General features: G+C 56.1%; 25 protein-coding genes, 1 other RNA gene and 1 pseudogene. 6 read left to right on the forward strand and 21 right to left on the reverse strand.

What is annotated here, in order from left to right; translation table 11 throughout:
* Positions 1-63: 63 nt before the first annotated feature.
* Both IM265_RS04815 and IM265_RS04820 read right to left on the reverse strand, forming a co-directional pair.
* On the reverse strand, positions 64-1,134 hold the full coding sequence (locus tag IM265_RS04815) for a LacI family DNA-binding transcriptional regulator (protein ID WP_193031408.1): 1,071 nt from the start codon (positions 1,132-1,134) through the stop codon (positions 64-66).
* Positions 1,135-1,210: 76 nt separating this feature from the next.
* Positions 1,211-1,822, reverse strand: coding sequence for a YitT family protein (locus IM265_RS04820; protein WP_028012178.1), 612 nt, complete (start codon positions 1,820-1,822; stop codon positions 1,211-1,213).
* An 86-nt stretch (positions 1,823-1,908) separates the two neighbouring features.
* On the opposite strand from IM265_RS04820, the gene IM265_RS04825 reads away from it, so the two are divergent.
* Positions 1,909-3,330: a PLP-dependent aminotransferase family protein gene (locus tag IM265_RS04825; RefSeq protein WP_100170677.1), complete on the forward strand. Its 1,422-nt coding sequence runs from the start codon at positions 1,909-1,911 to the stop codon at positions 3,328-3,330.
* A gap of 80 nt (positions 3,331-3,410) precedes the next feature.
* Here the strand turns inward: IM265_RS04825 and IM265_RS04830 are convergent, their stop codons facing one another.
* The 3 genes from IM265_RS04830 to ffs all read right to left on the reverse strand — a co-directional run bounded on the left by IM265_RS04830 (position 3,411) and on the right by ffs (position 4,229).
* Positions 3,411-3,626 carry a hypothetical protein gene (locus IM265_RS04830; protein WP_028012176.1) on the reverse strand — a complete coding sequence of 72 codons (216 nt, stop codon included), beginning with the start codon at positions 3,624-3,626 and terminating at the stop codon, positions 3,411-3,413.
* On the reverse strand, positions 3,623-3,874 hold the full coding sequence (locus tag IM265_RS04835) for a hypothetical protein (protein WP_006176926.1): 252 nt from the start codon (positions 3,872-3,874) through the stop codon (positions 3,623-3,625). Before IM265_RS04835 ends, IM265_RS04830 begins: the two co-directional genes overlap by 4 nt.
* Positions 3,875-4,132: 258 nt before the next feature.
* Positions 4,133-4,229, reverse strand: an RNA gene (gene ffs / locus IM265_RS04840) — signal recognition particle sRNA small type.
* 84 nt (positions 4,230-4,313) lie between these two features.
* On the opposite strand from ffs, the pseudogene IM265_RS04845 reads away from it, so the two are divergent.
* Positions 4,314-4,710 (forward strand): annotated as a pseudogene (locus IM265_RS04845) (MGMT family protein).
* A 33-nt stretch (positions 4,711-4,743) separates the two neighbouring features.
* On the opposite strand, the gene IM265_RS04850 reads toward IM265_RS04845, so the two are convergent.
* Positions 4,744-5,271 (reverse strand): YbaY family lipoprotein, encoded by a 528-nt coding sequence (locus tag IM265_RS04850; RefSeq protein WP_028012173.1) that lies wholly within the window; start codon positions 5,269-5,271, stop codon positions 4,744-4,746.
* 203 nt (positions 5,272-5,474) lie between these two features.
* On the opposite strand from IM265_RS04850, the gene tesB reads away from it, so the two are divergent.
* Entirely contained in the window at positions 5,475-6,335 is an 861-nt protein-coding gene (gene tesB / locus IM265_RS04855; RefSeq protein WP_028012172.1) for an acyl-CoA thioesterase II, read from the forward strand.
* Positions 6,336-6,429: 94 nt separating this feature from the next.
* Here the strand turns inward: tesB and amtB are convergent, their stop codons facing one another.
* From amtB to IM265_RS04880, 5 genes are all read right to left on the reverse strand, one after another.
* Positions 6,430-7,716, reverse strand: coding sequence for an ammonium transporter AmtB (gene amtB / locus IM265_RS04860; protein WP_014882787.1), 1,287 nt, complete (start codon positions 7,714-7,716; stop codon positions 6,430-6,432).
* Between the two features lie 35 nt (positions 7,717-7,751).
* Positions 7,752-8,090, reverse strand: a complete 339-nt coding sequence (glnK, locus tag IM265_RS04865) for a P-II family nitrogen regulator (protein ID WP_008503304.1) — start codon at positions 8,088-8,090, stop codon at positions 7,752-7,754.
* 220 nt (positions 8,091-8,310) lie between these two features.
* Positions 8,311-10,092, reverse strand: a complete 1,782-nt coding sequence (locus IM265_RS04870; protein ID WP_049137520.1) for a SmdB family multidrug efflux ABC transporter permease/ATP-binding protein — start codon at positions 10,090-10,092, stop codon at positions 8,311-8,313.
* Positions 10,085-11,857 carry a SmdA family multidrug ABC transporter permease/ATP-binding protein gene (locus IM265_RS04875; protein ID WP_045259904.1) on the reverse strand — a complete coding sequence of 591 codons (1,773 nt, stop codon included), beginning with the start codon at positions 11,855-11,857 and terminating at the stop codon, positions 10,085-10,087. Before IM265_RS04875 ends, IM265_RS04870 begins: the two co-directional genes overlap by 8 nt.
* 30 nt (positions 11,858-11,887) lie before the next feature.
* Positions 11,888-12,346, reverse strand: a complete 459-nt coding sequence (locus IM265_RS04880) for an Lrp/AsnC family transcriptional regulator (protein WP_008503307.1) — start codon at positions 12,344-12,346, stop codon at positions 11,888-11,890.
* Positions 12,347-12,461: 115 nt separating this feature from the next.
* Here IM265_RS04880 and IM265_RS04885 point away from each other — a divergent pair, with 115 nt between their 5' ends.
* Entirely contained in the window at positions 12,462-13,508 is a 1,047-nt protein-coding gene (locus IM265_RS04885) for a PLP-dependent cysteine synthase family protein (RefSeq protein WP_193031412.1), read from the forward strand.
* A 41-nt stretch (positions 13,509-13,549) separates the two neighbouring features.
* Here IM265_RS04885 and cof read toward each other — a convergent pair whose 3' ends face one another.
* Positions 13,550-14,368, reverse strand: a complete 819-nt coding sequence (gene cof / locus IM265_RS04890) for an HMP-PP phosphatase (protein ID WP_193031414.1) — start codon at positions 14,366-14,368, stop codon at positions 13,550-13,552.
* 101 nt (positions 14,369-14,469) lie between these two features.
* Here cof and IM265_RS04895 point away from each other — a divergent pair, with 101 nt between their 5' ends.
* The gene (locus IM265_RS04895) at positions 14,470-16,170 is read left to right on the forward strand and encodes an SgrR family transcriptional regulator (protein ID WP_193031415.1); all 1,701 of its coding nucleotides are present in this window, start codon (positions 14,470-14,472) and stop codon (positions 16,168-16,170) included.
* 66 nt (positions 16,171-16,236) lie between these two features.
* Positions 16,237-16,932, forward strand: a complete 696-nt coding sequence (gene queC / locus IM265_RS04900) for a 7-cyano-7-deazaguanine synthase QueC (RefSeq protein ID WP_193031416.1) — start codon at positions 16,237-16,239, stop codon at positions 16,930-16,932.
* A 2-nt stretch (positions 16,933-16,934) separates the two neighbouring features.
* Here the strand turns inward: queC and IM265_RS04905 are convergent, their stop codons facing one another.
* From IM265_RS04905 to clpP, 9 genes are all read right to left on the reverse strand, one after another.
* On the reverse strand, positions 16,935-17,264 hold the full coding sequence (locus tag IM265_RS04905) for an addiction module antidote protein (RefSeq protein ID WP_028012165.1): 330 nt from the start codon (positions 17,262-17,264) through the stop codon (positions 16,935-16,937).
* A complete protein-coding gene (locus IM265_RS04910) occupies positions 17,251-17,604 on the reverse strand; it encodes a type II toxin-antitoxin system RelE/ParE family toxin (protein WP_028012164.1) in 354 nt (117 codons plus the stop codon). Before IM265_RS04910 ends, IM265_RS04905 begins: the two co-directional genes overlap by 14 nt.
* 47 nt (positions 17,605-17,651) lie before the next feature.
* Positions 17,652-18,050: a YbgC/FadM family acyl-CoA thioesterase gene (locus IM265_RS04915; protein WP_025756175.1), complete on the reverse strand. Its 399-nt coding sequence runs from the start codon at positions 18,048-18,050 to the stop codon at positions 17,652-17,654.
* A gap of 97 nt (positions 18,051-18,147) precedes the next feature.
* The gene (locus IM265_RS04920; RefSeq protein WP_126345104.1) at positions 18,148-18,528 is read right to left on the reverse strand and encodes a helix-hairpin-helix domain-containing protein; all 381 of its coding nucleotides are present in this window, start codon (positions 18,526-18,528) and stop codon (positions 18,148-18,150) included.
* 148 nt (positions 18,529-18,676) lie between these two features.
* Positions 18,677-20,548, reverse strand: a complete 1,872-nt coding sequence (ppiD, locus tag IM265_RS04925) for a peptidylprolyl isomerase (protein WP_028012162.1) — start codon at positions 20,546-20,548, stop codon at positions 18,677-18,679.
* 212 nt (positions 20,549-20,760) lie between these two features.
* Complete coding sequence (gene hupB, locus IM265_RS04930; protein ID WP_002444653.1) at positions 20,761-21,033, reverse strand: nucleoid-associated protein HU-beta; 273 nt, start codon at positions 21,031-21,033, stop codon at positions 20,761-20,763.
* 210 nt (positions 21,034-21,243) lie between these two features.
* The gene (lon, locus tag IM265_RS04935) at positions 21,244-23,598 is read right to left on the reverse strand and encodes an endopeptidase La (protein ID WP_023334706.1); all 2,355 of its coding nucleotides are present in this window, start codon (positions 23,596-23,598) and stop codon (positions 21,244-21,246) included.
* Between the two features lie 183 nt (positions 23,599-23,781).
* Positions 23,782-25,056: an ATP-dependent protease ATP-binding subunit ClpX gene (clpX, locus tag IM265_RS04940; RefSeq protein ID WP_028012161.1), complete on the reverse strand. Its 1,275-nt coding sequence runs from the start codon at positions 25,054-25,056 to the stop codon at positions 23,782-23,784.
* A 125-nt stretch (positions 25,057-25,181) separates the two neighbouring features.
* Complete coding sequence (gene clpP, locus IM265_RS04945; RefSeq protein WP_014069126.1) at positions 25,182-25,805, reverse strand: ATP-dependent Clp endopeptidase proteolytic subunit ClpP; 624 nt, start codon at positions 25,803-25,805, stop codon at positions 25,182-25,184.
* Positions 25,806-25,829: the final 24 nt, after the last annotated feature.

The following is a 25,829-nucleotide window of genomic DNA, read 5'->3' on the forward strand; positions in this document are numbered from 1 at the left end:
TGCCCTGGCACCCGGCGACGGTAAAGCACGCAATCGCGGGGTAGCGAGTCCGATCACAAAGTTTTATTTGCGGGCAAGCTGCCCGGCAAGGAGGGCCAGGCTTCTGAGCTGCTGCGCCAGATCCTCGCGTTCGGCCTGCTGCGGGGTGCGGCGCGCGCTGGAATGTCGGGTCACCAGCGTTACCGGCAGCTGAACCTGCCAGCATTCCTCCCCCCCGCTGGGGGACAGAAGCCACTCCACGCTGCGCTCGCCAGCCTCGCGAAACGCCTGACGAATGGTCGTCAGCGGCGGAGAAAACCAGGCGCTGTCGGCCGTATCGTCAAACCCGACCACCGATATCTGGCCAGGAACAGCTATCCCTTTTTCCGCACAGGCGCGCATTACCCCAAGCGCCATCTGATCGTTCGCCACCAGAATGGCATCCGGCAGTACCGCCCCCAAGAGCAGCACATGTCCCTTCTCATAGCCGCTGGCCGCGCTCCAGTCGCCGTAGGCCACCGCAGCCGCGTCGAGACCCGCCTGCGCCAGCGTCGCTTTCCATCCCGCCAGACGCGCGCGCGCAGAGACCGAGCTTTCCGGCCCGCTCAGCAGGGCAATATGCTGATGCCCCAGCGAAAGCAGATGCTCAACGCCCAGGCGTGCCCCCTCTTCGGCGTTAAACACGAGGCTATTTACCTGCGCTGACGGTGACACGTCGAGGAACAGCACCGGGACGGGCGTCGCCAGCGACCTGAGCGCTTCGGCGTGCGGATCGTCAAGCGGCACATTTACCAGCAGCGCGTCTACCCGCTGCGCCAGCAGCGCCTGAAGCGCCGCCTGACACTGCTGCGGCTGCTCCACCATGGAAATCAGGACGCTCGCCCCCTGCCCTGCAGCCCGGGATTTTACCGCCGAGACAATTTGCGAAGGCGCGTGCAGCGCCAGATCGGTGGTGATGAGCCCCAGCGTACGGGTGCGTTTCCCCGCCAGCTGCTGCGCCCGCAGGTTGGGAACGTAATGCAGCTCAGCCATTGCCTGCTGCACCTTTTCCCGCGTGCGGGCAGAGACGTGCTCCGCGTCGTTAATCACGCGGGAAACGGTCTGATAAGAAACCCCCGCAAGGAGGGCGACATCATAAAGAGTGATTGCTTTCATGCGTTCTGGCATCGCGATTTTCGAAGCGTCTATTCTGGCACAGCGACGCCGTTAAAACATGTGAGCGCTTCGCAAATTAAACAACCCGCTCCGGCTGCGTCATTTTCTCACCGCGCGGCTTCTGGCGGAACCAGGGCAAACAGAGCTGAATAAGCGGGCCAATGGTCAGAGCATACGCCACGGTTCCCACCCCAAACGAGCCACCCAGCACGCACCCAATCAGCAGGACGGACACTTCGATGGAGGTGCGCACGCTGCGAATGGACCACCCCAGCCGGGCGTGAATGCCGGTCATCAGGCCGTCGCGCGGACCAGGCCCGAAACCGGCCCCGATGTACATGCTGGTGGCGATCGCGTTCATCACGATGCCCGACACCAGGAAAGCGATGCGCACGGATAACGAACTCAGCTCGGGGATAAGCGCCATGCTGGCATCCGCCGCCAGACCGATACAAATCACGTTGCTTATCGTGCCAAGACCGGGCATCTGACGCAGTGGGATCCACAGTAAGAGCACCGCAGCCCCGGTCAAAATGATCACCGTCCCAATGCTCATCCCCAGCTGTATTCCCACGCCAAGGTGAAACACATCCCACGGATCGACCCCCAGATCCGCACGAATAAACATCGCGGTGGAAAGCCCATACAGCCCTAAACCGACATAAAGTTGTAGCAGACGACGTACCATTTTTATCTTCTCCAGTGAACCCGACTTTCATCCTGACCTAAAATGGCACTAAGATTAATGTCCAGTTTTTAAATAGTGGACTGCTTATGTCATCACGCCGCTTCGGAAGCCAGTCTGTGGTACGCCTTTTAGGGCACTGGCAGCAAACTTCATCCCGCACTCCGCTCTGGCGCCAGCTGGCCGACGCGCTGCGCTTATTAATCCTTGATGGCCGGCTGGCGCTGCATACGCGCCTGCCGGGTGAGCGTGAGCTGGCGACGGCGCTGAACGTGAGCCGGACCACCGTCAGCAGCGCCCTCGCCCACCTGCGTGAAGAGGGTTATCTTGAAAGCCGCCACGGCAGCGGGTCGCGCGTCATCCTCCCGGATGCACGCGCCGTTCCCACCCTTTCCGCAGCGAGCGTCGCCCTGGATCTTTCCACTGCCGCCCTCAGCGCCGGGCCGGAGATCCACCAGGCTTACACCCATGCACTTACGGCTATTACTCAACACCTCTCGCTGACGGGCTACGAGCAGCTTGGGCTGCCGGCGCTACGGGAGGCCATCGCTGCGCGCTATACCGCGCGAGGTCTTCCAACCCGGGCAGACGAGGTGATGGTGGTCAACGGTGCCGTCAGCGGGTTCGCGCTGGTGCTGCGGATGATGGCCGGACCGGGGGATCGCGTCGTGGTCGATCACCCCACCTATCCGCTGGCGATTGCCGCTATTCAGGGAGCACAGTGTCGGCCAGTAGGAGTGTCGTTGCCGGAAACGGGCTGGGATACGGATGGCTTTGCGGCTACGCTTGCCCAGACCGCGCCGCGCCTGGCCTACCTGATGCCAGATTTTCACAACCCAACCGGTCGATGCATGGATATCGCCACCCGTCAGGCAATCGCTGATATAGCAGCCCAGACCCGCACGGCGCTGGTCGTGGATGAAACGATGGTCGATCTCTGGTTTGATTCGCCACCGCCGCCACCGCTGGCATCGTTTAACCCGCAGGCCAGCGTGATTACGCTAGGCTCTGCCGGAAAAAGCTTCTGGGGCGGGCTGCGTCTCGGCTGGATCCGCGCCTCCTCGCGGACTATCGCCACGCTCGCCCAGACGCGCGATACGCTGGATTTAGGCTCGCCGCTGCTTGAGCAGCTGGCGACGCTATGGCTTATCGACAATAGCGAGCGTTTTCTGCCCGCTCGCCGCAAGATGCTGGCGGAACGGCGCGATCGATGCAGTAACCTGCTGCGAGAACATTTCCCGGAGTGGACGTTTCATGAGGCGGAGGGCGGACTCTCTTACTGGATCGAACTTCCTGGCATGCTGGCGACACAGCTTGCCGCACGGGCAGAAATCATCGGGATTAACCTGGGAACCGGAACGCGGTTTGGCTTATCGGGGGCGTTTGACCGCTTTTTACGTATGCCCTTTTCGCTGGAGCCAGCGGAGCTGGAAGCGGCATTGCTGCGGATTAAACCGTTATGGCTCGCGCTAAATTCAAATACGCCAGCAGTAAAACGCCGCCTGGTTTAATATTAAAATTTTGAACTGGATCATAAAATAAAAACTGCTGACTGTAATATATGCAGTCAGCAATTTTCACTGGTCAGGATTTAGTGCTGAGGAGGAATGGGGAAACCTTTCAGGGAAATAACGAAATTATCACCGTCTTTCTTTATTTTTGCACCGGTATCACACCAGTCAGACGCAATACGAAAGAACTCATCGCTTCCAACATTCCAGCCAAGACGTACATGCTTCACGTAGCCTGAACGCAACAGAGCGCAGGCCTCGTTGTAGTCACTGGCAGTTGACAGTTGTTGTTTCATTTTCTCTTCTTCAGAAGTTTACGTAGAGCCTTGATTTCTTTAGGAGTAAAAGGAGAAACACTCTCTTCTTCCGTATGCTGATTATCAATATCCTCTTCCGATACTCCCGCCTCTTCTACTGCTTCAAACGCCAGCAGCAGCAGTTTCTCTGTGGTCACGCTTAAATTTTCGTTATTTACTTCCGCATAGTGGCGGAGTCTTTCTTTTAGCGCTTCGTCAATTTTAACATTTAAAACTGCAGTAGCCATGTTTGTCACTTCCCTTCGGAATAAGTACTTTATTTAATACACGAAGTTATCACTGTTATCCAGATCTATATTTTTTTGAATTTTGACGAAAATAGACGTCCAATTATAAAATGCCAGTCTATTATTACAGGTTTATGACAGTAATATTTCAGAGCGATGAAATATATATTACACGGTATAGGCATTATATTATTGTGGAATAAAGGCTAAAAAGAGATGGGAACAGGAAAGATGGATGAGGCCACAAATGGGTGGGGGCCCTGCCAGCTACATCCCGGCACCCACGTCGTCTGCCCTGGCTGCTTCCTTCCGGACCTGACCTGGTGAACAGAGTAGCGTTGCGGGAGAACCAACAGAGCCCCCATTGAGAGCGTTGATAACCAACGCGCTGGCGCATTATCCCTGTGCGAAGAGCCAATTGCAAGCGACCAGGAACCGGATGCTGGTTTCTTGCGCAAACAGGCGCAGCAATCAGGGCGATCTTCGTTTACCATGACGGTCCAAACATCCCCACAGGTGAAGGTATGGACGAAAACGACTCCTTTCCCCAGCGCGTATGGCAAATCGTGGCCTCGATTCCGGAAGGCTACGTCACCACCTACGGTGATGTGGCAAGGCTGGCAGGCTCTCCACGCGCGGCGCGACAGGTCGGTGGCGTCCTGAAGCGGCTGCCGGAAGGCAGTACGCTGCCCTGGCATCGTGTGGTGAACCGTCATGGCGCTATCTCGCTGACCGGGCCGGATCGCCAGCGTCAGCGTCAGGCATTGCTTTCAGAGGGTGTGCAGGTGTCGGGCGCAGGACAGATTGATTTGCAGAAATACCGCTGGGTGTACTAAACCCTCCCCCGAAGGAGAGGGTAAGAGCAACAGTTACATCTGGGTCGGTGGGGTTGGCAGGGACGGCTGATTGGTCTGTGGAGCAACCGGGACTTCGGTTTGCTGCACCGGCACCAGATTCAGGTCGATTTTGGTTCCACCGTGGTTAATCGCTTCCTGGACCGTATCGGTGATAAAGACCAGCTTGCCGTTGATGGTTACCGCTGCGCTCAGCAGAATACGGGCATTCGGCTGCACGTCTGATGGGTTATACGGCAACACGAAGCTAAACGGAGCCTGCTTACCTTCAGTACGGACCGCGCGCTGAGCCAGCACCTTCGACGGCGCGTCCGCCAGGGAAGCATCAGACAGCGTGACCGTTAATACCGCATCCGGCGGCAGAGCGACTCTCTGTTTAATCCAGATTGTACCGGAAACGTTAGGCTGCTGAATGGATTGCTGTGAAAGGGTATTAATCCCGTTCGGATCTGCAGCTGGTACCGGCACCTGGGCGCTCTTACCGGCACAGGCGGACAACGCCACCGCAATAGCTACACCACTTAGCATGGGCACGAGTTTCATTGAAGTCTCCTTATCATCAATGCACCAGCGGGATCGATCCCATCCGATGTCGTTTCAATCACATAACGTTTTTAAGTGTGGCACAGATCACCGATTAATGCCTAAAAACGTGCCGACATTCAGATTATTCTACCCATCGGACCACTTTCATTTCTGCGTTATACTCTGCCTATCTTTCGCTACGGCGTTTATTGAGGACAATTATGAGTCAGGCACTGAACAATCTGCTGACATTACTGAATCTGGAAAAAATTGAGGAAGGACTCTATCGCGGGCAGAGCGAAGACCTCGGCTTACGTCAGGTTTTCGGCGGCCAGGTCGTTGGACAAGCGCTCTACGCTGCAAAGGAGACCGTCCCTGCAGACCGTCTGGTGCACTCATTCCACAGCTATTTCTTACGCCCTGGCGACAGCGCAAAACCGATCGTGTATGACGTTGAAGTCCTGAGAGACGGTAACAGCTTCAGCGCACGCCGCGTGGCGGCCGTTCAGAACGGTAAGCCTATCTTTTATATGACCGCCTCTTTCCAGGCGCCGGAACCGGGGTATGAACATCAGAAAGTGATGCCGCCAGCACCGTCGCCGGACGAACTCAAATCAGAGACCGATATCGCCCGCGCGCTGGCGCATCTGCTTCCGCCGCAGGTCAAAGAGAAGTTTCTCTGCGATAAACCGCTGGAGATCCGCCCGGTTGAGTTCCACAACCCCATGAAAGGCCACACCGCCGAGCCGAAACGTCAGGTCTGGATCCGAGCCAATGGCACCGTGCCGGAAGATTTCCGCGTGCATCAGTATCTGCTGGGCTACGCGTCAGACTTTAACTTTCTGCCGGTTGCGCTACAGCCGCACGGCGTTGGTTTCCTTGAAAAAGGGATGCAGGTCGCAACCATCGATCACTCCATGTGGTTCCACCGTCCGTTCAATATGAATGAGTGGCTGCTTTACAGCGTGGAGAGTACGTCAGCGTCGAGCGCTCGCGGGTTTGTGCGTGGAGAGTTTTATACCCAGGACGGCGTGCTGGTCGCTTCTACGGTGCAGGAAGGGGTAATGCGTAATCGCGGGTGATAGTGTGCGGCCTGATGCCCTCACCCTGCCCCTCTCCCATGGGAGAGGGAATAAACATTAAAAACGGCAACCGAAGTTGCCGTTTTGCTTTTTATTAGGCGTTATACGCATTCTCGCCGTGGCTGTTGACGTCCAGACCTTCGCGCTCCTGCTCTTCCGGTACGCGCAGCCCAACGGTCATATCCGCCAGCTTATAGCCAATGAAGGCGACAACGGCAGACCACACCACGGTGATAGCGATACTTTCCAGCTGCACCAGCACCTGATGAACCATGGTGACACCTTCTGCGTAGCCCACGCCACCCAGTGATTTCGCGGCGAAGATGCCGGTCATGATACAGCCGACGATGCCGCACACGCCGTGGACGCCGAACACATCGCAAGGGTCATCCACGCGCAGCACGCGTTTCAGTGCGGTGACGCCCCACAGACCTGCCAGGCCCGCGACCAGTCCCACCAGCAGCGCACCACCGACACCCACATAGCCACACGCCGGGGTGATACCGACCAGACCGGCAATCGCCCCTGAACAGGCACCCAGCAGGGAAGGTTTACCGCGTACCGCCCACTCACCGAATACCCAGGAGAGAATTGCACCCGCCGTCGCCACAACGGTGTTCACGAACGCCAGCGCGGCGATTTCGTTCGCGGCACTTGCGGAGCCGGCGTTGAAGCCGAACCAGCCAAAGTAGAGGATAGCCGTACCGGTAAACACCATCGGCAGGTTATGCGGTTTGAACGCCTCTTTACCGAAGCCCACGCGTTTGCCAATCAGGTATGCGCCCACCAGGCCCGCTACCGCGGCGTTGATATGGACAACGGTACCGCCCGCAAAGTCCAGCGCGCCGTGCGTTGCCAGCAGACCACCGCCCCAGACCATGTGCGCAATCGGCACATAGGAGAGGGTCAGCCAGACCACCACGAAGATCAGAACGGCAGAGAAACGGATGCGCTCCGCCAGCGCGCCCACAATCAGCCCGACGGTAATGCAGGCGAACGAGCCCTGGAACGCGACGTGGATGTACTGGTAGAAGCTGCCCATCAGCGCGGTCAGCTCAATATTTTTCAGCATTACCCAGTCGAAGTTACCAAAGAAGGCGTTGCCGGTACCGAAGGCCAGCGAGTAACCGTAAACCACCCACAGCACGCAGACCAGCGCGAACGTCACGGCAACCTGCGTCAGCATGGAGAGAACGTTTTTGCCGCGGATCAGGCCGCCGTAGAACAGCGCAATGCCCGGGATAGACATGAACAGCACCAGCGCGGTGCTGATCATCATAAAGGCGTTATCGGCTTTGTCTGCCACGGCAGGAGCAGCCAGCGCCAGGCCCGGCAGCAGTGCCAGCGAACCCAGACCCGTTTTAAGTGTTGCTATCTTCATTTTCTCGATCCCTATCACTGTGTGCCAGGCGTTATTTACAGTGCCGCTTCGTCAGATTCGCCGGTACGAATGCGAATGACGCGCTGCAGTTCGGCAACGAAAATTTTGCCGTCGCCAATTTTGCCGGTGTAGGCCGCTTTGCTAATCACATCAATCACTTCATCAAGCTGATCGTCAGCAATCGCGACATCAATTTTTACTTTTGGCAGAAAGTTAACGCTGTATTCCGCCCCGCGATAAAGCTCGGCATGACCCTTCTGACGACCAAAGCCTTTCACTTCGGTGACAGTCAGTCCCTGAATACCCATTGAGGACAATGCTTCACGCACGTCTTCCAGTTTGAATGGTTTGATTACCACCGTAACCAGCTTCATAGATCCCCTCCAGTCAGAATTCGGTAATGGCCGCAGCTCACGCAGAAGGTATTGCAAGGGATGTGCCAGAAATGAAAACGAGAGAGAAAAGCGGTGCGACGAGCGTTATGCCGTCTTCCTTAACGAACCGGCGAAAAAAAACGCACCATGTCGGTGCACGGTGCGTTTCAGTATTGCACCAACAGGAATGACTGTTAGCGCGTTGCTTTGTTTTGGTGCATCAGGCGCTGAGCGACTCTTCCTCGCGCACGCTGGCCGCGAGCTCTTCGCCCGCCAGCTGAAGCTGATACATCTGCCAGTAGCGCCCTTTGGCTTCCAGCAGTTCACGGTGCGTCCCGCGCTCTACGGCTTGTCCACGATGCAGCACCAGAATGGTATCGGCATCGACAATGGTGGAAAGGCGATGGGCAATCACCACCAGCGTCGTATGGTCGCGTACCGCGGCCAGCGCCTGCTGGATGGCCTGCTCGGTGCCGGAGTCAATGCTGGCCGTCGCTTCATCCAGAATCAGCACCTGCGGGGTTTCAATCAGCACCCGCGCCAGCGCGAGAAGCTGCTTTTGCCCAACGGAGAGGTTGTTTCCCTGCTCGCCCAGCCGGGTATTAATCCCGTCGCTAAACCCGCGCGCCAGGTCTGCCAGCTGCACTTTTTCCAGCACCTCCCATACCTGCTCCTGAGAGTAGTCTCGCCCCAGGGTCACGTTGGCGTAGAAGGTATCGGCCAGGACGACCGGATCCTGCTGCACCATCGCGACGCCTTTACGCAACACGTTGTGGCTGAGAGACGCGAGCGGGCGTCCGTCGAGGCGGATTTCGCCTTGCGTGACCGGGTAGTAGCCCATCAACAGGCTGGCGAGCGTGCTCTTGCCGCTTCCCGTATGTCCCACCAGCGCCACGAAACCGCGCGACGGGACATCCAGCGTAATGTCCTGCAACACCAGCCGGTCTTCGCGATAGGCAAACGAGACGTTATCAAAGGCAATGGCGCCGCTTTGCAGAGGTCGCTCGTCACGACCGTAGGCCTGGCGCGGCCTGTCCATCAGCTCAAACACGCGCTCGCCGGCGACGACCGCCTGCTGCAGCATCGATTGCTGGGTCGTGAGCTCGATCAGCGGCTCGTTAAGGCGCCCCAGATAGCTAATAAAAGCGTACAGCACGCCCACTTCAATCGTACCGCTTGAGCTAAGGCCAAAGAGCATCAGTAAACCGCAAAGCACCAGCGCAGAGAAAAGGCTGAGCAGCGGACGCAGCAGGAAGCCGTCGAGGCGCAGCGTCTGCATACGCGCCATATAGTGCGATCGGCTGGCTTCGCCCATCCGCTCGCCAAAGCGCGCCTGCTGGCGGAACTGCTGGATGACGCTCATGCCGTTAATCACTTCGTTGAAGCCATCGTTAATGTCGGCCAGATAGGCGCGCACCCGACGCACGATTGGCGTGCTGTAGCGCTGGTAGATGATCATCACGATCAGCACCGCCGGGAAGATGGTAATCGCCACCAGCGCCATGCGCCAGTCGAGGCTGAACATCGCCACCAGCATCGCGCCGATCAGCGCCGCACTGCGTAACACCGTCGCGACCACGGTGACGTACAGGTCGCGGATCACTTCGGTATCGTTGGTCACGCGCGAAATCACCTGCCCGACCGGCTGGATATCAAACTCGCTGAGCGGCTGGCGAAGTGCCGCGTCCATTACATCCGTGCGCAGCTGCTGAACCACGCCCACGGCGGCACGGTTAAACAGCAGCGACTGCGCATAGTGCAGCCCTGCCGCCGCCAGCTGCAACCCAACGTAGGCCACGCCTAAGCCCGCCACCAGCCCCAGCGGCAGGTAGCTTTTGGCGACCATATTGTCGATGAAGTAGCTGATGAGCAGCGGCCCGCTCACCTCAGCAATCGCCGCTATCCAGAGTAAAAGCACGGCCACGGAGAGCGGTTTGCGCCACGGCGAGCCGTAGGCCAGCAGACGTTTGAGCGTCGGCCACATCGTTCCGAGCTTACGCATTGGTGGCCTCCTGATCCTGTTCCGGCGCATCGTCCAGCGCCGCCTCAAGCTGTTGATAGCGGTACATATCGCGATACCAGCCCGGCTGCTCGGCAAGCGTTTCATGCTGCCCGCGCTGGGCAATGTGTCCGTGCTGTAAGACCAGAATTTCGCTGGCCTCGGTGAGCGCTGACAAACGGTGGGCGCTGATAATCACCGTGCGTCCGTCGCCCCACTGGCGCAGGTTATGCAGAATCTGATGCTCGGTACGACCATCCACGGCGGAGAGCGCATCATCCAGAATGAGGATTTCAGCATTCAGCAGCAGCGCGCGGGCAATCGAGATTCGCTGTTTCTGCCCGCCGGACAGCATGACGCCACGTTCCCCGACTTCCGTTTCGTAGCCCTGCGGCAGACGCAAAATATCGTCATGTACGCTGGCTAAGCGCGCCACGTGTTCGATCTCTTCCTGCGTCGCCGACGGGTGACCAAGCGCAATGTTATTCGCCACGGTGTCCGAAAATAAAAACGGCGTCTGGCTGACTACCGCCAGTCGGCCACGCCACTCATCCAGCAGCAGGTTCGCCAGGGGGATATCATGGAAACGGATATCGCCCTCGGTGACGTCAAAGTGGCGCTGAAGCAGAGAGAGCACGGTACTTTTTCCGGACCCCGTCGGGCCGCAGATGCCCAGCATCTGGCCCGGCCGCAGCGTAAAGCTAACGTTCTCCAGCACCGGATGTTCCGTTTGCGGATAGACAAATTTGCGAACGTCGACGTTCATAACGCCGCGCCCTTCCGGCACCGCTTCGCTGCCGTCATTGACCACCGGCGCTTCGGCCAGCATGGCGCGGATGCGGCTGTAGGCGGCGCTGCCGCGCTCTACGATGTTAAACATCCAGGCCAGCGCCAGCATCGGCCAGATCATCAGCCCCAGATACATCGCAAAGCTGGTCAATTGCCCCAGGGTCAATGTGCCCTGCACCACCATCCAGCTCCCGCCGCCAATGGCAAGCAGGTTTGCCATGCCGATTGCGACATAAATCGTTGGATCAAATCGCGCATCAATACGCGCGACGCGCATGTTTTTCGCCCCCGTGTCTGCAGCATCGGCCGCAAACAGCGCGGACTGCCGATCTTCCAGGCCAAACGCTTTGATCATGCGGATGCTGGTCATGCTCTCCTGGGTGCGATCGTTCAGAGAAGAAAACGCCGCCTGCGCCAGCTTGAAGCGCTCGTGCAGCTGTTCGCCGTAGCGATTGATCGCCAGCGCCATGATCGGCATCGGCAGCAGGGCGAGCAGGGTTAATTGCCAGCTGATCTGCGTGGACATGACGATCAGCACCGCACAGCCCATCACCAGCGAGTCCACCAGCGTCAGCACCCCTTCCCCGGCGGCAAAGACCACGCGATCGACGTCGTTGGTCGCGCGGGCAATGAGATCACCGGTGCGATGACGCAGATAAAATTCGGGATGCTGTCGGCTTAGCTGGCGGTAAAAATCTTCACGCAGCTCAACGGCCAGCTGATAGGACGCACCAAACAGCAGCACGCGCCAGACGTAGCGCAGGAGATAAACAATGACCGCCGTCAGCACCAGCGTGCCGACCCACATCAACACCCGTGCGGTGGTGTAATGCTGTTCAGTGACGCCATCCACGACGTAGCCCACCACCTTCGGCGGGATCAGCTGCAAAATGGCAATGATAATAAGCAGGGCGACTGCACCGAGGTAGCGTTGCCACTCCCGACGAAAGTACCAGCTTAATTGGGCAAATAATCGCACGCGGTTTGTTCCTGAAGGTATTTTACGAAGTTATTCAATAGGTAAGGCTGTGGTGTACTTAATCTGTTCCATGGCGAAGCTTGAGGTGACGTCCGACAAGCCCGGGACGCTGTTCACCAGCCGCTTGTAGAAATCATCATAGCGCTTCATGTCAGCCACCTGGACGCGCATCAGGTAGTCGTACTCGCCGGCCATACGCCAGAAGCCGAGCACCTCGGGCATCTCAGACACCTGAGTGACGAAGCGGCAATACCACTCGCTGCTGTGGTGTTGGGTTTTTATCAGCACAAATGCCGTCAGCCCAAGCCCCAGTTTTTCGGGATCGAGTAATGCGACGCGCCCCAGAAGAATGCCGTCATCTTCCAGCTTTTTTAGGCGCTTCCAGCACGGTGTGGTGGTCAGATTAACGGCATCTGCCAGCGCCTGCAAAGAGAGGGTACAGTCACTTTGCAGCAATGAAAGGAGCTTGCGGTCAATTTTATCTAGCATACCCACCTCATAGAGAAAATTTTTCTCCCTTCATTCTATTTTAAAGGCCAGATAGCAACAATTTTTTCTGTGCTTTTCGCTATGCTGGGCACAAAATGACAAACGGATAACTACGATGAATAGCACCTGGGTTAAACATGCCATCAGCGAAATCAATGCCGACTACCAGCGCTCGGCGGATACCCACCTGATTCGCCTCCCCCTGCCGGGATTTGACGGTATTCAGCTCTACCTGAAGGATGAAAGCACCCATCCTACCGGTAGCCTGAAGCATCGCCTGGCGCGCTCTCTGTTTTTATACGGTTTGTGCAACGGCTGGATCAAAGAAGGCACGACCATCATTGAATCCTCATCCGGTTCAACGGCGGTGTCTGAAGCCTATTTCGCTCGTCTGCTGGGCCTGCCGTTTATCGCCGTGATGCCCTCCTGCACCGCAAAACGAAAAATCGAGCAGATCGAATTTTACGGCGGACGCTGCCATTTTGTGGAAAGCGCCTGCGAAATCTATGCCGCCTCTGAAATGCTCGCCCGCGAGCTAAACGGCCACTATATGGACCAGTTCACCTATGCCGAGCGCGCAACGGACTGGCGCGGCAATAACAACATTGCCGACAGTATTTTCCGCCAGATGACTCACGAGCCGCATCCGGTTCCGTCGTACATTGTGATGAGCGCCGGTACGGGCGGCACGTCAGCCACTATCGGACGCTACATTCGCTGTCAGGGCTACGATACCCAGCTGATGGTGGTTGACCCCCAGAACTCCGTGTTCCTCGACTACTGGCAAAGCCGCGATGCCGGCCTGCGCAGCCCGGTGGGCAGTAAAATTGAAGGAATTGGCCGCCCGCGCGTGGAACCGTCGTTCATTCCTGACGTTGTCGACGAAATGCTCCGGGTGCCGGACGCCGCCAGCGTCGCCACCGCGCACTGGCTGGAGACGCAGCTCGGCCGCAAGGTGGGCGCATCAACGGGCAGCAACATGTGGGGCGCACTGCAGCTTGCGGCACGCATGCGCGAGGAAGGCCGTACCGGCTCTATCGTCACGCTGCTGTGCGACAGCGGCGAGCGCTACCTTGAGACCTACTACAATGCGGAGTGGGTACAGGCCAACATCGGCGACATCACTCCGTGGAAAGCGCAGATTGCGCAGCTGCTGAAATAAAAAAAAGCCAGACCGAGGTCTGGCTTGCTGGAAGGGTCTCACTATTCGGGGGAATATGGGAGGTTGTTGTTGTCCAGCCAATGCGTCAAAAAATGGGACACCGCTTCGTTGCCGCAGTGTCCGATAACCGGCAGATGAGGAAGCTCTGCGATCAGCTGCGGCATCGCATTCCCCATAATCAGGCCGCGCCCAACGCTGCCCAGCATTTCGCGGTCATTCATGGCGTCGCCAAACGCCATACACTCCTGCAGCGTTAAGCCCAGGTGGTCGCTGAGCACCGCCAGGGCTGAACCTTTGTTACAGCCCACCGGCAGGACTTCAAGACAATCAACCGCCGAGAAGGTCAGGTGCGCCCAGTCGCCCAGCGCCTCATTTAACTGAATGCGTAAGCGGCAAAGATCGTCGTGATCGCCACAGAAGCAAATCTTGGTCACCGCGTGGGCGGGGATCCGGCGCAGATCCATAAGCTGGTATTTGAAGCCGCTATAAACATGCGCGTGCAACAATTCGGGGATTTCGCTTCCGGTAAACCAGCCTTGATCGTTGAATACGTGGATACTGGCCTGCGTGTCCCACGTGCTGTGCAGAACAATATCCGCCACTTCCGGGTTGAGATCCTGGCGGTGCAGCACCTCTCCTTCAACGGTGTGAATGCGCGTTCCGTTACCCGTGATTAAAAACGCATCCAGGGAAAACGTGCCCAGCAGATGACGCATCTCCAGCACGTGGCGGCCAGTGGCAAACGTCAGGGTGACATCACGCTCGCGCAGACGCTTCAGGGTACTCAGCGTTTTCTCCCCCAGACGGTGATCCGGCATTAACAACGTACCGTCCATATCAAATGCAGCGAGGCGGGCCATGATTACTCCTGAAATGTGATGCGATTAACTTGTGCATCAGTATCGTGTGAGATATACGGAAGTAATAGTGAATAGATGAAAATTATTGTTCCGGGTTTCTTATGCGCCAGCTTAACCGTCTTAACCAGTATCAACGCCTGTGGCAACCTTCCGCTGGCGCTCCACAGCAGGTCACCATAAGTGAGCTTGCCAGCCGCTGTTTTTGTAGCGAGCGGCATGTCCGCACCCTGCTGCGTCAGGCTCAGGAGGCGGGCTGGCTCAGCTGGCACGCGCGGTCTGGTCGCGGCAAGCGCGGTGAGCTGACGTTCCATGCCAGCCCGGAGTCACTGCGCAATGCGATGATGGAAGAGGCGCTGAAGAGCGGGCAGCAGCATAACGCGCTGGAGCTGGCCCAGCTTGCTCCTGAAGCGCTGAGATCATTGTTGCATCCGTTTTTAGGCGGGCAGTGGCAAAACGACACGCCGACGCTGCGCATCCCCTACTATCGCTCGCTGGAGCCGCTTCAGCCGGGCTTTTTGCCTGGCCGGGCGGAGCAGCATCTGGCGGGACAGGTATTTTCAGGCTTGACGCGTTTTAACGGTAACAGCAGTGAACCCACGGGCGATCTCGCGCATCACTGGGAGGTCTCTGCTGACGGGCTGCGCTGGCATTTCTACATTCGCTCCACCCTGCACTGGCATAACGGCGATAAAATAGAAACGGCGCAGCTCCAGCGAAGCCTGACGGCACTGTTGACGCTTCCCGCCCTGCGCACCCTGTTCAGGAGCGTTTTACGTATCGAAACAACGCATCCACAGTGTCTGACATTTATGCTGCATCAACCGGACTATTGGCTGGCGCACAGGCTGGCAACCTACTGCAGCCGTCTGGCGCATCCCGATTATCCTGAACTTGGCTGCGGCCCCTTCCGGCTGGCCGCCTTTGAGCCCGACCTGGTTCGTCTGGAAAGCCATGAGCAATACCACCTGAGCCATCCTCTGCTCAAAGCCATCGAATACTGGATCACCCCCCAGCTGTTTGATTACAGGCTGGGCACCAGCTGTCGTCACCCGGTGCAAATTGCGATTGGCGAGGCCGATGAGCTTGAAACCCTGAGGCTGGTCAGCAGCAGCACCAGCCTGGGCTTCTGTTACCTCACGCTGAAACAGAGCGCGCGTCTGAGTGAGATCCAGGCGAAGCGGCTTATCAATATCATCCATCTCTCCAGGCTTCTGCACACGCTTCCGCTCAACGAAGGACTCATTACGCCCACCGGGGAACTGCTTCCCGGCTGGACAATCCCCGAATGGCCTGACTTAACGGACGTTGCCCTGCCTGAGGCGCTGACGCTGGTTTACCATCTTCCCGTTGAGCTTCACACCATGGCCAGCCAGTTAAAGGCGTACCTGGCGCAACAGGGTTGTGACCTGACCGTCATCTTCCACGACGCCAAGACGTGGGACGGATGCCAGCAGCTTGCCGATGCAGACATCATGATGGGGGACAGGCTGATTGGCGAAGCGCCAGCGTATACGCTTGAGCAGTGGCTGCGCTGCGATGCCCTGTGGCCGCACGTCTTAAGCGCACCGGCCTACGCCCATCTGCAAGCCACGCTGGATGCGGTGCAGTCTCAGGCCGAAGCTCGGGACCGACACGCCGGTCTGCAAGCCATTTTCAACCGCCTGATGGAGAATGCGGTGCTGACGCCGCTTTTTAACTATCAATATCAAATCAGCGCCCCGCCGGGAGTAAACGGCATACGCCTCAACACCCGCGGCTGGTTTGATTTTACCGAAGCCTGGCTACCCGCCCCCAAATCGTGAAGAAGCTGGTCGCCGCCGTAGCCAGACGGTAACATAACGGTTTTACCGTAACAGTCGAGATGATTTATGAAACGTGCCGTCGTCGTGTTCAGCGGAGGACAAGACTCTACAACCTGCCTGGTTCAGGCCCTTCATCAGTATGATGAAGTTCACTGTGTGACTTTCGATTATGGCCAGCGTCACCGCGCTGAAATCGACGTTGCCCGTGAACTGGCCCTCAAACTAGGGGCACGCGCGCACAAGGTGCTGGACGTTACGCTGTTAAATGAACTGGCCGTCAGCAGCCTCACCCGGGACAGTATTCCTGTACCGGACTACGAACCCGATGCCAGCGGCATTCCGAACACGTTTGTGCCGGGGCGTAATATTCTGTTCCTGACCCTGACGGCGATTTATGCCTATCAGGTAAAAGCCGAAGCGGTAATTACGGGCGTATGCGAGACCGACTTCTCAGGATACCCGGACTGCCGCGATGAGTTTGTCAAAGCGCTCAACCACGCCGTCAGTCTGGGGATGGCGAAAGAGACGCGCTTTGAAACCCCGCTCATGTGGCTGGATAAAGCCGAAACCTGGGCGCTGGCCGACTACTGGGGCAAGCTGGATTTGGTTCGCAGCGAAACCCTCACCTGCTATAACGGCATCAAAGGCGACGGTTGCGGCCAGTGCGCCGCCTGTAATCTGCGCGCTAACGGGCTTAACCACTATCTTGCCGATAAAGCCGGCGTGATGGCCGCGATGCAGAAAAAGACCGGGCTTAAATAGGGCTACTTAACCGTGCTGTCGAACAGTTTCACACCGGCAGCACGGGTGACTTTCATCAGCGTTGTCAGCGTTGGGTTGCCGTTGTCTGATAAGGTTCGGTATAGCTGCTGACGAGAGAGGCCTGATTTAGCAGAAATTTCTCCGATGCCACCGCGTGCTTCGATAACCTGGCGGAGTGCAATGAGATAGGCAGGGATCCCCTGGTCTTCATAGATTTCTTCCAGGGCTGTTTGCAAATAACGCTGAGCGTAGGAAGGATTCTCTCGTAGCATTTTCACAACAGCATCATGATGGCTAACAGAACTCGAATATTTTCGTTCAGTGGCGCTCATTCGATTGTCCTTTAATTTGATGATCTTTCCAGTAATCTATTGCCAGTTTGATATCCGCTTTTTGGCTCTTTTTGTCACCACCGATAAGTAACAATAAAACCTGCCGATTCTTTACTGCAAAATAGATTCTGTAGCCGGGGCCACTGTCGACTCGCATCTCCCAAACACCTTCCCTGAGGTATCTGTAATCGCCAAAATTACGTTTTATTGCGCGGTTGATCCGCATAAGGATCCGGAAAACCGTATCCGGATCCCTTCGATTCATTCTGGCTACCCACTCCTCAAACGGCACTTTCCCGTCACGGGTCCGGTAACGTTCAACAACGTAGTCCCTGTCCATTATTCTATCCCTGAAAAATCCTTTTGTCTTTTATAAAAGACAAAATCCTACGCGATCATCAACTCCAGCTTTTCCCGCAGCTCCCCTTCCAGCGGCAGCGCTTTCTGGGTTTTCAGATCGATACAGACAAAGGTGATCAGTGCATCAGCCACCACCTGCCCTTCTGGATCGAGCGTCACCACCTGGCTTAACACGCCGCTCTTGCCGTTTAGCTGTTGTACCTGGCTGGTCACGGTGAGCACATCGCCCAGCACGGCCGGACGGCGATAGTTGATGTTGATATTGACGACCACGAACGCGATGTTGTGCGCGGTCAGCCACTGAAAGCTTTCACTGTTTTCCAGCCCGTCCCAGCGCGCTTCTTCAAGAAACTCGAGATAGCGAGCGTTATTGACGTGCTGATAAACATCAAGATGGAAACCGCGTACTTTGATTTTTGTCTGCATAGCGCAATAGCCTTTCATTGTTATAGGATCAGAGGTCATAACTGGTATGACCTCTTTATCCTGGCAAACTTTTGCCGCAGTGCAAGAAATTGCGTTATTACAGTGTCAGGTGTGAGAGGTTGCGCTCAACCAACGCGCTGCCCATGCCCGGAACCTGTTTGAGATCGTCGACCGTTTTGAATGGGCCGTACTCTTCACGATAGCTGACGATAGCCTGCGCTTTTTTCAGGCCCACGCCATTCATTGCGCGGGCGAGATCCTCTGCCGAGGCCGAGTTAATGCTGACCCGCGTACCGTCATCATCCGCATTTTTACCGGCGTCAGCCGCTTTGATCTGCCCTTGTACCGGCGCGGCCGCGTCAGACTTGCTCTGCGTAGCCTGTGGTTTGGCGGCGGGCGTCGCCGCCTGCGCGCCCGCGCTCATCCCGGTGGTGGCAATAGCCAGCGTAATTAACAGGGCTTTGATTCCACATTTCATGCTGTTATCTCCTTGTTTGTTGACAGCCACGCAACGATAGCCGCCTGTGAAAACAGGCACAAACAGCAGATTGCAGAAATGGAAAAGGCCGCGAAAGCGGCCTTTAGTTTTTGCAGAGCGTTACGAAAATCTGCGAGCAGACACGTAATTACTGCTGCTGAGTCATGACATCGCCCAGCTTGATTTTGGCGTCTTTACGCAGGTTGCTCATCATGGCTTCGAAAGCAATCTGAGCATTGTTCTGAGTAATGCCCTGAACCATCGCCTTCTTCTGCGCTTCTGGCAGAGTGCCGGCTTTCACGTCGTCCAGCGCCAGCAGAACAACGTTACCCTGCATATCGGTGGTGGTACCGAAGCTTGGCTTGTCTTTTGCCGGCAGCGTCAGGCTAAACGCGGCCTGACTGATTGGGTCCTGACCGGTACGGCTCAGCGTTTTCGCCTCACCGAAGCTCAGACCTGCCGCTTTAAGCGCGTCCTGTTTACCCGCTTTCAGATCGGCCAGAATCTTCTCAGCGTCCAGTTTAGCCTGCTGTTCTGCTTTGTTGTGCTTAACCTGAGCGACGACCTGATCCTTCACTTCCGCCAGCGGTTTGACCGCTTCTGGCTTGTGCTCGCTGACGCGCAGAACAAAGGCGCGATCGCCGTCAACGGTAATGATGTCAGAGTTGCTGCCCGGCGTGCCGTTCTCGCCCACCAGACCACCGTTAAAGATGGCATCAGAAACCGGTTTGAAGTTCAGCTCTTCCGGCAGGTTGTCACGACCAAACCAGCCGGTCTCAACCGCTTTCACACCCGCCGCCTGCTCTGCACCTGCCAGAGATTCGTTGTCGTTGCTGGCAGCATCGCTCACCTTCTGCTGCAGCGCGTAGTAAGCATCCAGGGCTTTTTCCTGTTTCACTTTCGCGGCAATATCATCACGAACCTCAGCCAGCGGCTTGGTTTTCGCCGGGGTGATGTCGTCCAGACGCACGACCAGGAAACCAACGGATGATTTAATCACACCAGACAGCTGGCCTTTCTCTTTCAGGCCAGCATTTTTCAGCTCGTCGGGCGTGGTTGCGTCTTCCAGCCAGCCCATATCACCGCCGTTTTTCGCAGAGATAATGTCGGTGGATTTCGCTTTCGCAAGGGTGGCGAAATCAGCGCCTTTGTTCAGCTCATCCAGTACCGCCTTAGCATCCGCTTCAGTTTTGGTCTGAATCACGCTGTAGCGGTTACGCTGCGGCTGAGTGAATTGATCCTGATGCTGGTCGTAGTAAGACTGGATCTCGGCATCAGACGCGCTTTCCTGCAGCGCAGCTGCATCCAGCTTGATGTAGCTGACGCGGAACTGCTCCGGAGAAACAAAGGCGTTTTTATTCTGCTCGTAGTAAGCATTAACGTCTGCGTCGCTCACCTGCTGTTTCGCCGCCAGGGCGTTCACATCAATTGTCGCTTCACGGACCACGCGCTGCTGGGCCACCAGCGCGGCCAGTTCGTCGGTTTCACCTTTAAGCATGAAATCGGTACCCACGACAGCGTTAATGAGCTGCTGGGTTGTCAGCTGGTTACGCAGCGCCTGCGCGTACTGATCCGCCGTCATGCCCATCTGGTTAACGATACTGTTGTAACGCGCGTTGTCGAATTTACCGTTAGACTGGAATGCCTGAGTGGCGAAGATCGCTTTTTTGACCTGCTCGTCGCTGATGCCAAGGCCCAGCTTTTTGGCATACTGATCCAGCAGCGCTTCGTCGATAAGACGGTTCAGTGTCTGTTGGCGCAGGGTTTTCATGTACCCTTCATTCGCCGCCAGTTCAGAGAATTGGTCGCCCAGCTGTTGCTGCATACGGTTACGCTCACCGGCAAAAGCATTCTCGAACTGACCACGGCTGATTTCCTGGCCATTCACTTTTGCGGCATAGTTCGCGCCACCGCCAATAAGGTAACTGCTCACGCCGGTCAATATGAACGACACGATAATGATACCGAAAATAATCTTGAGCACGAGACTGTTAGCAGCCGTGCGTAAGCTGTCCATCATGGTGTAACAACACTCCGCTGTAGGTGACTGGTTACCTGACGCTGACGGAAAATCCTGCCCGTCGCGCGTGAAGGCGTATTGTGACAAGAAAACGGGGCGATTGTCAGCCCACAACTCGCATAAACTCGCACAAATCAGGTCTGGACAAACAAAAAAGGCACATCAAACGATGCGCCCTTGTACTATCCGGCTTCCCTGAAACGGGAAAGCAATCAGTTTACTGCGTCTTTCAGCGCTTTACCTGCACGGAAACCCGGCACTTTAGCAGCAGCAATGGTGATCTCTTTACCGGTCTGAGGGTTGCGGCCAGTACGGGCAGCACGCTCTTTAACAGCAAAAGTACCGAAGCCTACCAGTGCAACGTCGTCCCCAGCCTGCAGAGATTCAGTAACAGAAGCAATTAATGCATCTAACGCACGTCCAGCTGCAGCTTTAGAAATATCAGCACCAGCAGCAATTTTGTCAATCAGTTGAGATTTATTCACTGTTCTCTTCCTCTCTTTATAATTTATATCGCGCCTGAGTCCTTCACAACGCGACCGCGCAGCAGTTATATCAGGCCTGCCATGACCTTACAACACCCGTTGTTGATGGCTGACCTAATCAGCAATCTAAATTAGCTATACAAAAAAAGGCTGGCAAGTGCGAAATGACTTACCAGCCTTGTTTTTATTGACGCTCTTTGCGCGAGGTCACTATTTTGCGGTTACAACCTGCATTCCGGAGGGTTCATTCTGCAGTGCGAGACTGAGAACTTCCTCAATTCGCTTAACAGGATGGATCTGCAGATCGGCAATCACGTTGTCCGGAATCTCTTCCAGATCGCGTTTATTTTCGTAAGGGATCAATACGGTTTTGATCCCACCGCGGTGTGCCGCCAGCAGTTTTTCTTTTAATCCGCCGATTGGCAGGACCTGACCGCGCAGCGTAATTTCACCAGTCATTGCCACATCGGCACGTACCGGGTTGCCCGTCAGACAGGAAACCAGAGCGGTACACATGGCAATACCCGCGCTTGGGCCATCTTTCGGCGTCGCCCCTTCAGGAACGTGAACGTGAATGTCGCGTTTTTCGTAGAAATCAGGGTTGATACCCAGTTTTTCCGCGCGCGCGCGCACCACGGTCAGCGCAGCCTGGATGGACTCCTGCATCACTTCACCCAGCGAGCCGGTGTAGGTCAGCTTGCCTTTGCCCGGCACACAGGCGGTTTCGATGGTCAGCAGATCGCCGCCCACTTCCGTCCATGCCAGACCGGTCACCTGACCCACGCGGTTTTCGTTATCCGCGCGGCCATAGTCGAAGCGCTGAACGCCCAGGTAGGCATGCAGATTGTCACCGTTAATCACGATGTGCTTCAGGCTCTTATCCAGCAGCAGCTGTTTTACCGCCTTACGGCACAGCTTAGATATTTCGCGCTCAAGGCTACGCACGCCCGCTTCACGGGTGTAGTAGCGAATGATGCCGATAATCGCGCTGTCCTCGACGGTCAGCTCGTTGGCTTTCAGCGCGTTACGCTCAATCTGCTTCGGCAGCAGGTGCTGTTTAGCAATGTTCAGCTTTTCGTCTTCGGTATAACCGGAAAGGCGGATCACTTCCATACGGTCCAGCAGCGGTGCCGGTATGTTCATGGAGTTGGAGGTCGCCACGAACATTACATCGCTGAGGTCGTAGTCCACTTCCAGATAGTGATCGCTGAACGCCACGTTTTGTTCTGGATCAAGCACTTCCAGCAGAGCAGACGCCGGGTCGCCGCGCATGTCCGACGACATTTTGTCGATCTCATCAAGCAGGAACAGCGGGTTTTTAACGCCCACTTTCGCCATTTTCTGGATCAGTTTACCCGGCATAGAACCGATGTAGGTACGGCGGTGACCACGGATTTCCGCTTCATCACGCACGCCGCCCAGCGCCATACGGATGTACTTACGTCCGGTCGCTTTGGCGATGGACTGGCCCAGAGAGGTTTTACCCACCCCCGGCGGTCCTACCAGGCACAGAATTGGGCCTTTAATTTTGTTTACACGGCTCTGTACCGCGAGGTACTCAAGGATGCGGTCTTTCACGCGTTCCAGGCCGTAGTGGTCAGTATCGAGGATCTCCTGGGCCTGACGCAGGTCTTTCTTGACCTTGCTGCGGGCGTTCCACGGAACCTGCACCATCCACTCAATGTAGCCGCGCACGACGGTTGCTTCAGCCGACATCGGAGACATCATTTTCAGCTTCTGCAGTTCTGCTTCGGCTTTCTCTTTCGCCTCTTTCGGCATCTTCGCCGCGTCGATCTTACGCTTCAGCGCTTCGTTTTCGTCCGGTGCGTCGTCCATCTCGCCCAGCTCTTTCTGAATGGCCTTCATTTGCTCATTCAGATAGTACTCACGCTGAGATTTTTCCATCTGCTTTTTCACGCGGTTACGAATGCGCTTCTCAACCTGCAGCAGATCGATTTCAGACTCCATCATCGCCATCAGGTATTCCAGACGTTCGTTAACGTCGGACATCTCCAGCACGGACTGTTTGTCAGCCAGCTTCAGCGGCATGTGTGCAGCGATGGTGTCCGCCAGACGCGCAGGATCGTCGATGCTGTTCAGCGACGTCAGCACTTCTGGTGGGATTTTCTTGTTCAGCTTGATATAGCCTTCGAACTGGCTAATCGCGGTACGTACCAGCACTTCCTGCTCGCGCTCATCAAGTTCAGGCGAATCAAGGTACTCTGCCTTGGCAGAGAAGTGTTCGCCATCGTCTGACAGCGTGGTAATACGCGCACGCTGTAAGCCTTCGACCAGCACCTTCACGGTGCCGTCCGGCAGCTTCAGCATTTGTAAAATAGAGGCCACGGTCCCGACGGTGAAAAGATCGTTTACACCCGGCTCATCCGTTGATGCTTCTTTCTGGGCCACCAGCATGATTTTTTTATCATGATCCATGGCGGCTTCGAGGCAACGGATAGATTTTTCCCGCCCTACAAATAAGGGTATGACCATGTGCGGATAAACCACCACATCGCGCAACGGCAATACGGGGATTTCAATGCGTTCAGAACGCTCAGGATTCATAGAGCTCTCTCTTAGTTTAGTGTCCGCCAGGTAAGCTGGTCATGTCACAGTGCTTCACATAACCATTAACATGTATCCAGTATATGGGGATGTTTCCCACACATTCAACGCTATGAATACGGAAAAAGTAAAGGGGAGATAAAATCCCCCCTTTTTGATTAACTGCTTGTATGATTTGGTGAATTATTCGCCAGATGCCTGCTGGGCTTCCGGTTTACCGTAAATCAGCAGCGGCTTGGATTGGCCGCCGATCACGGACTCGTCGATAACCACTTTTTCGACGTCTTCCATCGACGGCAGATCGTACATGGTGTCGAGCAATGCCGCTTCAACGATAGAGCGCAAACCACGCGCACCGGTTTTACGGGCCATCGCTTTCTTGGCAATCGCATCCAGCGCTTCGTCACGGAATTCCAGCTCAACGCCTTCCAGATTGAACAGCGCCTGATACTGCTTGGTCAGCGCATTTTTCGGCTCTTTCAGGATCTGAATCAGCGCGTCTTCGCTCAGCTCATTCAGCGTTGCCACAACCGGCAGACGGCCAATGAATTCAGGGATCAGACCAAATTTGATCAGATCTTCGGGCTCAACCTGCGAAAGCAGTTCACCTTCGTTGGCTTTCTCGGACTTCGCCTTCACCGTTGCGCCAAAACCGATGCCGGAGCCGGTTTCAACACGGTGGGAAATGACTTTATCCAGACCAGCAAACGCGCCGCCGCAAATAAACAGGATCTTGGAGGTATCGACCTGCAGGAACTCCTGCTGCGGATGTTTGCGTCCACCCTGCGGCGGAACGGCCGCAACCGTACCTTCGATCAGCTTCAGCAGGGCCTGCTGCACGCCTTCACCCGACACGTCACGGGTGATGGACGGGTTGTCTGATTTACGGGAGATCTTGTCGATCTCATCAATATAAACAATCCCGCGCTGTGCTTTCTGAACGTCGTAATCGCACTTCTGCAGCAGCTTCTGAATGATGTTCTCAACGTCTTCACCCACATAACCGGCTTCGGTCAGGGTGGTGGCATCCGCCATGGTAAACGGAACATCCAGCAGGCGCGCCAGGGTTTCCGCCAGCAGCGTTTTACCGGAGCCGGTTGGCCCGATCAGCAGAATGTTACTTTTGCCCAGTTCTACGCCATTGCTGGTGTCGCCGTTACGCAGACGTTTGTAATGGTTGTATACCGCCACCGCCAGCACTTTCTTGGCCTGCTCCTGACCGATGACATAGTCGTCAAGGTGATGACGAATCTCATGCGGCGTTGGCAATGCGCTACGCTCACGGTGCGGCGCAACTTCTTTAATCTCTTCGCGAATGATGTCGTTACATAAATCGACGCATTCGTCGCAGATATACACGGACGGCCCGGCAATCAGTTTACGCACTTCATGCTGGCTTTTGCCGCAAAAAGAGCAGTACAGCAGTTTGCCCGAACCATCTTTGCGTTTATCTGTCATGAGTCCAAACCTCTTTTTAAGTTCTTTGTGCCGCACATGACGACGCAAATGCCATTCTAAGACGCGTGTGCTTTAAGCAGCGTGCCGCCCTACCTTAGTATAGCGGCACACTCGCGTCGCGGGCATCAATTACGATGGGTCAATACGGAGTCGACTAAGCCGTACTCAACTGCCTCTGGAGCAGAGAGGAAGCGATCGCGCTCGGTATCGCGCTCGATCTGCTCAAGAGATTGACCTGTATGCTGCGCCATAAGTTCATTCATGCGCGCTTTTACTTTCAGAATTTCGCGGGCGTGGATTTCGATATCCGTCGCCTGCCCCTGGTAACCCCCCAGCGGCTGGTGAATCATCACGCGGGAGTTAGGCAGGCAGAAACGCTTACCTTTCGCCCCTGCGGTTAACAGGAAGGCCCCCATGGATGCAGCCTGCCCCATACAGATAGTGCTGACATCTGGCTTGATGAACTGCATGGTGTCATAAATGGACATGCCCGCCGTAATCACACCGCCAGGCGAGTTGATGTACAGGTAAATGTCTTTTTCCGGGTTTTCCGCTTCCAGGAACAGCATCTGCGCCACGATCAGGTTAGCCATATGGTCTTCTACCTGGCCGGTCAGAAAGATAACGCGTTCCTTGAGCAGACGGGAATAGATATCGAAAGAACGCTCACCGCGTGAGGTCTGTTCAATAACCATTGGCACCAGCGCCATATGGGGTGCAAAGTTATCTCGTTCGCCACTGTATGACATTTCCGTCTCCTGGTTCAAAATTGA

Source organism: Enterobacter cloacae complex sp. P17RS (genome assembly GCF_014895885.1).
In the GTDB taxonomy this organism is placed as follows: domain Bacteria; phylum Pseudomonadota; class Gammaproteobacteria; order Enterobacterales; family Enterobacteriaceae; genus Enterobacter; species Enterobacter bugandensis.